The organism is Pelagibacterium sp. (assembly GCF_035555455.1).
GTDB lineage: Bacteria > Pseudomonadota > Alphaproteobacteria > Rhizobiales > Devosiaceae > Pelagibacterium.
On record NZ_DATMGM010000036.1, the window covers coordinates 65,733 to 76,377 of the forward strand.

13 protein-coding genes are annotated in these 10,645 nt (G+C 63.1%); 5 read left to right on the forward strand and 8 right to left on the reverse strand.

What is annotated here, in order from left to right; translation table 11 throughout:
• Positions 1-87: 87 nt before the first annotated feature.
• The gene (locus VNS12_RS06335; protein WP_325486998.1) at positions 88-687 is read left to right on the forward strand and encodes a superoxide dismutase; all 600 of its coding nucleotides are present in this window, start codon (positions 88-90) and stop codon (positions 685-687) included.
• Positions 688-830: 143 nt separating this feature from the next.
• Positions 831-1,391: a response regulator gene (locus tag VNS12_RS06340; protein WP_325486999.1), complete on the forward strand. Its 561-nt coding sequence runs from the start codon at positions 831-833 to the stop codon at positions 1,389-1,391.
• Here VNS12_RS06340 and VNS12_RS06345 read toward each other — a convergent pair.
• Both VNS12_RS06345 and VNS12_RS06350 read right to left on the reverse strand, forming a co-directional pair.
• A complete protein-coding gene (locus tag VNS12_RS06345) occupies positions 1,375-1,905 on the reverse strand; it encodes a hypothetical protein (RefSeq protein ID WP_325487000.1) in 531 nt (176 codons plus the stop codon). The two genes, VNS12_RS06340 and VNS12_RS06345, sit on opposite strands and share 17 nt — an antisense overlap.
• A 5-nt stretch (positions 1,906-1,910) precedes the next feature.
• The gene (locus VNS12_RS06350; RefSeq protein ID WP_325487001.1) at positions 1,911-3,407 is read right to left on the reverse strand and encodes a helicase HerA-like C-terminal domain-containing protein; all 1,497 of its coding nucleotides are present in this window, start codon (positions 3,405-3,407) and stop codon (positions 1,911-1,913) included.
• A 92-nt stretch (positions 3,408-3,499) separates the two neighbouring features.
• Between VNS12_RS06350 and VNS12_RS06355 the strand changes: the two genes are divergently transcribed.
• Positions 3,500-4,861 carry a TIGR03808 family TAT-translocated repetitive protein gene (locus VNS12_RS06355; protein ID WP_325487002.1) on the forward strand — a complete coding sequence of 454 codons (1,362 nt, stop codon included), beginning with the start codon at positions 3,500-3,502 and terminating at the stop codon, positions 4,859-4,861.
• Between the two features lie 51 nt (positions 4,862-4,912).
• Here the strand turns inward: VNS12_RS06355 and VNS12_RS06360 are convergent, their stop codons facing one another.
• From VNS12_RS06360 to VNS12_RS06380, 5 genes are all read right to left on the reverse strand, one after another.
• A complete protein-coding gene (locus VNS12_RS06360) occupies positions 4,913-5,926 on the reverse strand; it encodes an asparaginase (protein WP_325487003.1) in 1,014 nt (337 codons plus the stop codon).
• Between the two features lie 85 nt (positions 5,927-6,011).
• Positions 6,012-6,335, reverse strand: a complete 324-nt coding sequence (locus VNS12_RS06365; protein ID WP_325487004.1) for an SH3 domain-containing protein — start codon at positions 6,333-6,335, stop codon at positions 6,012-6,014.
• Between the two features lie 87 nt (positions 6,336-6,422).
• Complete coding sequence (locus VNS12_RS06370) at positions 6,423-6,695, reverse strand: hypothetical protein (RefSeq protein ID WP_325487005.1); 273 nt, start codon at positions 6,693-6,695, stop codon at positions 6,423-6,425.
• A gap of 94 nt (positions 6,696-6,789) precedes the next feature.
• Positions 6,790-7,599 (reverse strand): 3-oxoadipate enol-lactonase, encoded by an 810-nt coding sequence (gene pcaD / locus VNS12_RS06375; RefSeq protein WP_325487006.1) that lies wholly within the window; start codon positions 7,597-7,599, stop codon positions 6,790-6,792.
• A gap of 54 nt (positions 7,600-7,653) precedes the next feature.
• Complete coding sequence (locus VNS12_RS06380; protein WP_325487007.1) at positions 7,654-8,607, reverse strand: DnaJ C-terminal domain-containing protein; 954 nt, start codon at positions 8,605-8,607, stop codon at positions 7,654-7,656.
• A 152-nt stretch (positions 8,608-8,759) separates the two neighbouring features.
• Between VNS12_RS06380 and pdxH the strand changes: the two genes are divergently transcribed.
• Both pdxH and VNS12_RS06390 read left to right on the forward strand, forming a co-directional pair.
• Positions 8,760-9,389, forward strand: coding sequence for a pyridoxamine 5'-phosphate oxidase (gene pdxH, locus VNS12_RS06385; RefSeq protein WP_325487008.1), 630 nt, complete (start codon positions 8,760-8,762; stop codon positions 9,387-9,389).
• Positions 9,390-9,392: 3 nt separating this feature from the next.
• Positions 9,393-10,202: a DUF1499 domain-containing protein gene (locus VNS12_RS06390; RefSeq protein WP_325487009.1), complete on the forward strand. Its 810-nt coding sequence runs from the start codon at positions 9,393-9,395 to the stop codon at positions 10,200-10,202.
• On the opposite strand, the gene VNS12_RS06395 is transcribed toward VNS12_RS06390, so the two are convergent.
• A partial coding sequence (locus VNS12_RS06395) for an MBL fold metallo-hydrolase (protein ID WP_325487010.1) occupies positions 10,161-10,645 on the reverse strand: 485 nt, incomplete at its 5' end. The genes VNS12_RS06390 and VNS12_RS06395 overlap by 42 nt on opposite strands.

Sequence of the window (10,645 nt, forward strand, 5' to 3'; positions counted from 1 at the left end):
CAGGACCGGCAGCCCTGTATATAAAAAGTATTAGCTTGGTAAATTATCAGGCAAAGACATTTCAGATAGAAACCAAGGAGGCCTCTCATGAGTTTTACACTCCCCGATCTGCCCTATGCCTATGATGCGCTTGGCCCGCACATGTCGGCTGAAACGCTGGAATTCCACCACGACAAGCACCATCAGGCCTATGTGACCAACGGCAACAAGCTGCTCGAAGGTTCGGGACTTGAAGGCAAGAGCCTTGAAGATGTGGTCAAGGAAAGCTTTGGCAAGAATCAGGCGCTATTCAACAACGCCGGCCAGCATTACAACCATATCCATTTCTGGAAGTGGATGAAGCCAAATGGCGGTGGGCGTTCGCTTCCGGGTAAACTTCAGGCTACTGTCGATTCCGACCTCGGTGGCTTCGACAAGTTCCGCGAAGACTTCCTCGCTGCTGGCGCCGGACAGTTTGGCTCAGGCTGGGCGTGGCTGACGTGGAAGGACGGAAAACTGGAAGTAACGAAAACGCCGAATGGGGAAAACCCCCTAGTGCATGGTGGCGTTCCGCTGCTCGGTGTCGACGTGTGGGAGCACTCCTACTACATCGACTATCGCAATGCGCGTCCGAAATATCTCGAAACCTGGTTCGATAATCTTGTGAACTGGGATTACGTCGCAGAGCTTTTCGAAGCCGCCTCCTGATTTCCTGAGATTTGATGTTCGATCTGGCCCGTCTGTTCACAGGCGGGCCATTTCTTTTGCCGTGTTGCCGTCCCTCGGCTTTCGGGGAACCGAAGGCTATGTTAAGGGCTTGGTAACTATATACAGCCCTCGGAGACGGCCTCATGCAGCCCGTACCAACCATTGCCGTTCTTGCCGACAGCCCGGCGCTGGCCTCGGTGCTGGCTGCCACCCTGCGGCGCAAGCGCGACTGGCGGGTCCGGGAATTTCGCGATCTGGGTGCGCTGACCGATTATATCCGCATCGCGCCCATCGCCCTGCTGGTCACCGATTTCGAGCTTGGCCAGACAACGGCGGCAGATGTGGCGCAAGCGATCCGCAACGACGAGACGGTCGCGGCGCGCGCGGTGCAGATCATCGCCCTGAGCCGGACGATCAGCCCGCAGATGCGACGCCAATGCGTCGAGGCCGGGATCGACGAGGTGATCGTCAAACCCATGAGCCCGCTCTATCTCGAAGAGCGGGTGGCCGCGCGCATCGCTTCGGGGCCGACCGATTATGTGGCTGCGGGCGCTGGCTATTTCGGCCCGGACCGCCGCAACCGTATTGCGCTGGCCGACGCCCGCCAGCATCGCGTCGAGCGGCGTGGCGAGAACATCATTTCGTTTGTCGCGCACAAATCGATCCGCGACCGGGGACCGGACGCGCCTAGACCAGGCGCGTAAGCCGACCCCACAAATCATCGAAATTGTCGGAGATCTGGATCAGGGACTCGACATTGCCGCGCCCCACTGCGGCAACGTCGTTGGCAAAGCCCCGAACCACTTCATAAGCGCGATTGCGGTTGAGCAAGCCCACCGGTCTGCCCCCCGCCGCGCCGCCCGATGCCGACCAGGCACCATAGAGCGCCGAGACGGTTTCGATTCCTGCGGGCAGCCCCACGACCACCTGACTTGCCGCGACGATAGCCCTGGCTGCCAGCGCTTCCGACGCCTCGGTGATGACCGTAACCCCTTGAGGAACCGAGAGGGGGCGCTCGGTCGGCCCGGTGGCAACCGTCACCAGCCCACCAGCGGCGAGCGCCGATTCCACCAGTGCGCGCGGCCACTGGCCATCGCGGGCCAGACAATAAAGATGCGCGCCGTGCCGCCCGATCACCAAACCGGCCTGTCGATAATCGGCGAGATGGGAGGTGTCGCCGCAATCAGCGAAAACGGCAACGTATTTGAGTTTTGCCATGGCGATCACCGGCGCCGGGTCAGCGAACCGAGCATTCCCCGCACAAGGGAATCGCCGGCTTTGCGGGCTACGGTCCGGGCAAAGGTATTGATTGCCGCTTCAACCGGCGTCTGGCGGGTGGAGCGCCTTGGGGCAGGTCGCGCCAACGCCTTGTCGCGCGCCTGTTCCAGCTTGCGAATTTCGGCTTCGCGAGCCGCCAGTTCGGCCTCGCGCAGGGCCTGCTCCGCGCGTTTGCCCAGGATTTCATAGGCCGATTCCCGATCCACCGGCGTATCGTAGCGGTGTGCCATCGGACCCATCGCCATGATCTCTGAGCGCTCTGCGGGTGAGAGCACACCGATCCGGGAGGATGGCGGGCGGATCAGCGTGCGGCCAACGACAGACGGGATGCCCTTTTCTTCGAGCACCGAGACCAGCGCCTCGCCCGTGCCAAGCTGGGTGATGACTTCGGCGGTGTCGAATTCGGGATTGGGCCGGAAGCTTTCGGCGGCAATGCGTACGGCTTTCTGCTCTTTGGGCGTATAAGCGCGCAGGGCGTGCTGGATGCGATTGCCCAACTGCGCCAGCACCGATTCCGGCACGTCGGCGGGGTTCTGGGTGACGAAATAGACCCCCACACCCTTGGAGCGCACCAGTTTGACCACCTGCTCGATCTTGGCCAGCAGCGGCGGCGGTGCCTCGTTGAACAGCAGGTGCGCTTCATCAAAAAAGAACACGAGCCTGGGCTTGGCGGGATTGCCGACTTCGGGGAGCTGTTCAAACAGTTCCGACAGCAGCCAGAGCAGGAAAATGGCGTAAAGACGTGGCGAGCGCATCAGATCGTCGGCGGCGAGGATCGAGATATATCCCCGTCCCTGAGAATCCACGCGCATCAGATCGGTGATTTCGAGGGCTGGTTCGCCGAAAAAGTGCTCGGCGCCCTGCTGTTCGAGCACCAGAAGCGACCGCTGAATGGCTCCGACCGAGGCGGTAGAAATGTTGCCGTAATGGGCAGAAAGTTCGGCGCGGCGCTCGGCAACGTGACTGAGCAGTGAGCGCAAGTCTTTGAAATCAAGAAGCAAAAGCCCTTCGTCATCGGCCAGCTTGAAGGCAGCGTTCAAGATGCCTTCCTGGGTGGCGTTGAGTTCGAGCATGCGCGAGAGCAGCAGCGGGCCCATTTCGGATATGGTGGTCCGCACCGGATGGCCCTGACGCCCGAACAAATCCCAGAAAATCGTGGGAAAACCTTCGAAGGTGTAATCGGAAAAGCCGATTTTTTCCGCCCGCTCAGCAAGAAAACCCTGGGGTTCGCCCGGCTTGGCGAGCCCGGCCACATCGCCCTTGATGTCGGCGCAAAACACCGGAACGCCTGCGTTTGAGAAGCCTTCGGCAAGGATTTGCAACGTCACCGTCTTGCCGGTTCCGGTCGCGCCGGTGATCAGCCCGTGCCGGTTGCCAAATCCCAGATGGAGGTATTCCGGGCGAGTGCTGGTTCCGAGGTAAATGGCGTCTTCAACAAGCATGGCTCAGTCCGATTCAACAGCGGGACCCCCTGTATAGCGGGGGCACGACACTTGCGGCAAGGATTCACCTTGGCTGCAAACATTGGTGGAAAATGCCTGGCAATCTGGCCAAACTTGGCACAATCAAGGGGGTATTGATGCAGCAATCGCGGCGCGGATTTTTCAAAACAACAATCGGCCTAGTCGGCGCGGCGCTGACCGGCCCCGCGATGGCAAAAACCGCCGACCTTATCCCCGGTGCCACCACCGACCAGACACAAACTCTCCAGAGCGCGATTGATGCCGCCCGCGATGAGGGGCGATTGTTCATTCCGGCTGGACGATACCGCATCAGCGGCTTGCGCGTACCAAGCAGCTTTTTGCTGGAAGGGGTGCCGGGAGCGACATGGCTGGAGCATGTGGGAGTCGGGCCGCTGCTCGGGGCGGAAGACGGGCACGATATCTCGCTGTGGGGGCTAGGCCTCGATGGCAGTGGTGCGGGGGGCGATGTGTGGCATGGCGGGCTGGTACATTTTGCCGACTGTCACAACGTCACACTCCGCGACTGCGCGGTGCGCAACACAAAGTTGAATGGCATCACCTTTATAAATTCCTCGGGCCGGATCGAAGGCTGCCGGGTGAGCGAGGCGGGGCAAACGGGGATATTCAGCCTCGACGCGGCGGGGCTGGCGCTGACGGGCAATACGGTGACCGATTGCGGCAATGGCGGCATCAGGGTGTGGCGCAGCGCAAGCGGAGCCGACGGCACGCTGATCTCGGGAAATCGCATCGCGTCCGTTGACTGGACCGATGGCGGCAACGGCCAGAACGGCAATGGCATCAATGTGTTTCAAGCCGATGAGGTCATCGTCTCTGGCAATCACCTCTCCGACTGCGCCTTTTCGGCGATCCGGCTGAACGCGACCAACAACACTCAGATCAACGGCAATACCTGTATCAATAGCGGCGAGGTCGCGATCTATTCCGAGTTCGCTTTTTCGGGCTCGGTGATAACCGGCAATGTGATCGACGGAGCCGCTGCGGGGATATCGATCACCAATTTCAATGAGGGCGGGCGGCTGGCGGCGTGCACGGGCAATATCGTGCGCAATGTGCATGGACCTTCCGCCGTCAATCCCGACCTGCAGATCGCCTATGGCATCGCGGCGGAAGCCGACACGGTGGTGGCCAGCAATGTCATCGAGGCAGTGTCAGGCACAGGCATCACGGCCGGATGGGGCCCGTATCTGCGCGATGTCACCATAGCCGGCAATCTGATCCGCGATATCGAGACCGGCATCGTGGTGAGCGTTGCGCCGGGAGCGGGTGCGGCGGCTATTTCCGGCAATACGATCAGCGGCGCGCGGGGAGCGGCGCTCTCCGGCCATGCGTGGCACGAGGTCGTGGCCCCCGATCTGGCGGCAAAAGCGGGTGATTTCCCGCAACTCGCCATCGGGGACAATCTGTTGCTTTAGCACCGCGTTTCCGAAGCGGAAAACCGCCTCCGCTTTTCCTGAAAACCGCTTTTAGAGTTCCAGTCTTGCGTCGGGCGTGGCTTCGATATGTCCCACTTCCGCGCCGACCCAGCTGCGCAGCGGCCAACGGGCACGACGCTCCAGAAGCTCGGTCTGGGCGGCGTCGGGGCTGGCGATGGCAAGCAGCAGGGCGGCAACCATCGCGGTGGCGGCGGGAACATTGCCATCATCGCATTTGAGCGCAAAGCCGATGCCGCTGTCGCGCAGCGCGCCGCAATAGACCCCATCGGCCCCGAACTTGAGCATCAAGCGACCGCCAAAGGCTTCCATGGCCTCGGTATCGAACGAGCCTGTGCCGCCGACGAGGAACGGATGGCTGGTAGCGGCTTCGAAAATCCGCGAGGCGTCTGCGGCGGTCTGGGCCGCAAGCCCCTCCCCGCTCGCCATGCGGGCAAAACCGGTGGCAAAGGCTGAGATCGGCGCGGCCCAGGTGGGGATCGAGCAACCATCGGTGCCGCACTTGCCCTCGGTCAGCGGCTGGCCGATCACCTCTTCAATGGCGCTGCGCACGCGCTGCTGCACCGGATGGTCGCGGCGGGAATAGCCCTTGGTTTCGACACCCAAGGCGCGGGCCAGCGCCAACATGCCCGAATGCTTGCCCGAACAGGAGTTGTGCAGCGCGGTCGGCTTGCCGCCAGCGGCGAACAGCGCCTTGCGGGCGGCGGGATCGAGCGGAGGATGCGCCCCGCATTCAAGGGCGGTTTCATCGAGATCGAGCGCAGCGAGCATCGCGGCGGCCAGTTCGGTATGGGCCGGTTCGCCATTGTGCGAAGCACAGGCCAGCGCCAGGGCGGGCGCGCCAAGGCCGAATTGCGTATCGGCACCGGTTGCAAGGATCGGCAGGGCCTGCATGGCCTTGATGGCCGACCGTGGGAAGATTGCGGCGGACACATCGCCGGTCGCCGCGAGAATGGTGCCGCTGGCATCGGCAACGCAGATCGCGCCGCGATAGCGGTTTTCCACCCAATTGCCGCGCACCGATTGCGCCAGAACAGGATTGGCCATGACAAAAAAATCCCCACAGGAGCGTATCCCGGTGGACCGCACGCTGTGGGGAAAGTCAAGGGAGGAGGTCAGTGAGAGGCAGAAACTATTGCGGAGTGAGGAAGCGCGAGTTCACCCAGCCGCGCGTCTGTCCGCGCTGGACGAGGCACCAGTCGGACGAGCGTTCGACTTCGATGCAGCGGTCCACCCAGACGGAAGCCCAGGGTGCCAGTTGGCCGACTTGCTGCGAGTACGAGGCAGGCCAGCGCCGGACATTGAGATGATCCCAGGAGGCGACGCCGGACACCTGAGCGGGCGAGCCGACAGTATAGCCCTTGGCATGGACCGGCGGCGCGAAAACGCCCGAAACCAGCACCAGAACAAGACCGCCAATAACGGCGGGAAGCGTGAGGCGAGCTGAAAGCGACATGGTGTCCCCCGACAGAGTTTCATTGCACTGTCAGCAAACTACCGCCCCGCCGTTGAATGGACGCTGATGGCGATATTCAGAACCGGTTCAGGAGGGTGAAGCGGTGTTAACCTCTGAAATCCCGGGGCGGGGGTGCGGCGTTCGCACCGGCGCGCGGCGGCCCGGTTTGAGCACGGGCCGATCGATGAACGCATCAATGGCGGCGGTGGCGCGGCGATAGCAGATGCGTTCGCCTTCCTCCCGGCTGGCCCGGACCCGGTCGATCAGCCCGATGGGGCGCAGGGGCGGCCAGATGCGGATGCGCCAATCGTCTTCGAAGACGGTCCTGAAACGAAAGCCCCGATATTCGAATTCGGCCATGATCCATCCTCCGGTCCGCCACTCTTGCCTGAAGGCAAAAGCATATGGTTAACGAAAGGTTGCAGCGATCAGGCCAATGTGATCGTGGATCGCCTCAGTTGATCGCGGGGCGGTCGGCCAGGGTGTCGGTGAAGGCGAGGATGATTTCCGACAGCATTTCGGGGGTTTCGACGGGCGGCAGATGCCCTGCCCCCTTGATGGTCTCGAACCGCGCGCCGGGGATGGAACGGGCGAGGGCAGAGACGGTTTCGACGGTCGTGGATTGATCCTCTTCGCCCACCACGCACAGGGTGGGCACCCCGATCTGCCGCGCCTGGTCGCGCAAATCGGCCTCGCGCAGGGCCAGGCAGGTGCCGATATAGCCGCTGGCAGGCTGGCGTTCGAGCATGGTGCGATATCCCGCCACTTCTTCAGCGCGGTTGGCGATGAAATCGGCGGCGAACCAGCGCGGCATGACGGAGGCGGCCAGTCCGGCCAACCCATTGGCCTCGACGGCGGCGATGCGCTGGTTCCAGATATCGGCATCGCCGATCTTGGCCGCCGTATCGCACAGGATCAGGGCGGAGACGAGATCACGGCGGTCGGCATAGAGCTGCTGGGCGATCAGCCCGCCGACCGACAGGCCGCAGACGATGGCCGAGGACAGGCCCGCATGATCCATGATGGCGGCAAGGTCTTCGGCGTGACGGGCGATGGTGATCGGGCCGTCGCCGGTTTCCGACAGGCCGTGGCCGCGCGAATCATAGGTGAGGATGGTGAACTTGCCGACCAGACGCACGATCACATCACGCCAGATGCGGAAATCGGTGCCAAGCGCATTGGACAACACCAGAACCGGAGCGCCGTCAGGCCCGCCGATGGTCTGATAATGGAGGACGGCATCGTCCACTTTGACAAATTGCATTGTGCTCTCCAGATGGGGCAGAGGCCGGATCGCCGGGCTGGGGGGCGCGGTGGGTCAGTCCCGGACCTTATAGGGTTTCTGGTCGCGCCAGAACCGCATCAGGCTTTCGAGGTCGGGATCGCCGCCTTCGGGCAGGATGATGCGCAGATTGGCATAGAGATCGCCCTTGCCGAACAGCCCCTTGCCCCGCAGGCGCATCGCCTTGCCGGTGTCGGGACCGGGGGGCAGGTTAAGCTCGACCGCGCCATCGAGGGTCGGAACCCGCACTTTGGCGCCCAGCACCGCCTCATAAAGCGTGATCGGCACATCGACGCGCAGATCATTGCCATCGCGCCGGAACCGCGCATTGCGGGCGAAGCGGATGGTGACGAGGGCATCGCCGGGCTTGCCGCCCAGCGGCGAGGGCCGCCCTTGCCCCCGCAGGCGCACCTGCTGGCCCTCTTCGAGCGGCGATGGCAGCTTGACCGACACGGTTTTGCCCGATGGCAGGGTGACGGGCACCGAGCCGCCCTTGTGGGCTTCTTCCAGCGACACCGCGAGGGTGACCGTCACGTCATCACCCTTGGGCACCCCACCACCGGACGACGTGCCGGTGAACGGGTCCCAACCGGCCCCCTGCCCGCCGCCGCCAAACGGATTGCCACCGGGCTGACGGCGCGCGCCGCCAAAGCCGCTCATGAATTCTTTCAGGATATCCTCGGCATTGAAGCCGCTGGCACCGCCCCCGGCTCCGGGGCGGGCGCCCCGCATGCCGGACGGATCGAACCCGAAGCCGGCAAATTTGGGATTGCCTTCGGCGTCGATCTCGCCACGGTCATACTGACCGCGCTTGGTCTTGTCAGACAACAGATCATAAGCAGCCGTAACCTCGGCAAACTTGTCATGGGCTTTCTTGTCATCCGGATTCTGGTCCGGATGCAGCGACTTGGCCAGCTTGCGGTAGGCGCTCTTGATCTCCTTTTCGCTGGCGCTTTTGGAAACGCCAAGCACTGTATAGGGTTCGCGCATTCGCTCGTTACACCTTGAAACGGCGCTCCGGCGGCAGTGGCCGGGCGCGCCATGTCCTTTTGATCATGATGTGCGGGCAGTTGAAGCACCGCAGGTTTGCGTTCTATATGGCCACGGCCCCCATCATTGTCCAGAAGGGATGGATTTCGCCCATGACGGCTTCGCTGACCGATTTGCTGTTCGACGACGCCTATAGTGGCCGAATCGATCCTTTCGAGCTGTTTCCGCAATGGCTGGATGCGGCGCGGGAAACGGAACTCAACGACCCCAATGCGATGGCGGTGGCTAGCGTCGATGAGACCGGCCTGCCCGATTTGCGCATGGTGCTGCTCAACGGTTTTTCGCCCGAAGGGTTCGTTTTTTACACCAATTATGAATCGGCAAAGGGGCGCGAGCTGCTCGGCCACCCCAAGGCTGCGCTGCTGTTCCACTGGAAAAGCCAGCGCCGTCAGGTGCGGGTGCGCGGGCTGGTCGAGCCGGTGTCGAGCGCAGAGGCCGATGCCTATTTCGCCACCCGCCCGGCCCAGTCGCGCATCGGCGCCCATGCCTCGGCCCAGTCGCGCCCGCTGGGCAGCCGCCAGGCCCTGCTCGAAAGGGTGGAGGAGCTGACGGCGCGGTTTGACGCGGACGATATCCCGCGCCCGGGCCATTGGTCGGGTTTTCGCATCCGGCCCCTGCAAATCGAATTCTGGCAGGACGGAGCCTTCCGGCTGCATGACCGGGTGCTGTTTTCCCGCCCGGACCTTAACGCCGACTGGTCCCGCACCCGGCTTTATCCCTAGCCCATGCGCGTTCTCATCCGGACATCGAAACTGGCAATCTGGGCGCGGCGGCTGGCGTCATTTGCTGCCGCGCTGATCGTCATCTCCACCGGGTTGCACATGTTCGGGCAGATCGGGTCCGACGTTTTCGAGATCAGTCTCGTGATCGGCACCGGCTTTGCGCTCGGGGCGTTTATTGCCGGGCTTATCGCCTGGGTCCGGCTGTGGTTCAGCGGGGACAAGGGGTGGGGCCCGGCGTCGATCGGTGTCGTGGTGGGGCTGCTCTGTCTCGGGCCCGCCGCCACGACGCTGGCGATGACCGAACTCTATATCTCCACCGCCGATGTGAGCACGGCCTTCGCCGATCCGCCACCGCTGCTGATGGCGCGCCCCAACCACCCGGAAATCGACCCGGAAACGGTGCTGGCGTCGTTTCCCAACCTGATCACCCGCATCTATCAGATACCGCCTTCAGCCCTGTTTTCGCTGGGGCGGGAACTGGTCGAGGCCAGCGGGTGGGATATCGTCGGCATGCAGCCGCCGGGGGATGCACAGGCAGGCGCGGTCAATGCCATCCGCCGCTCATTGTTCGGGTTCGAGAACGAAATCGCCTTTCGGGTATCGCCCAATCCCATCGGTGCGCTGATCGACCTGCGGGCCGCCTCGATGGTGCCGGTCCGGCATGATCTGGGCGACAATGGACGGGAGATCGAGCGCTTTCTCATCGCTCTCGACGATATGGTATCGCGCTATATCCAGAACACCATGGCGCTGATCGAGCCGGACGACGATCTAGCCCCGGTTGAGCCGGGGGAGCAGGCGGACGCCGAATAGGCCACGGCGGATACCGATATCGCCGCGCTGTTCGAGATATTGCGCATGGCTGAGCAGGGTGCTGCGCGCACCCACCGCCAGCCCGCCGGTCAACGCGGGATAAACCGCCTTTGTGGCTGCCGACAGGCTCAAGGCCCCCTGACGCACGACATCGATCAATTGCCCGTTGCGCATGAGTCGATGGGCCCGCAGAGCCCGGGCGAAGGCCTTGCCATCGGCGATGGTATCGCCATGGCCGGGGAGATAGCGATTCTGGGGCAGCGCCATCACCTTGTCGAGGGAGTTGAGATAATCGCCCAGATCGCCATCGGGGGCGGCGACCACGGTTGAGTTCCAGCCCATGACGTGATCGCCCACGACCAGCAAATCGGTATCGCGGATGGCAAAGGACAGGTGATTGGCGCAATGGCCGGGGGTCGCGACGACATCGAGGACAAAGCCAT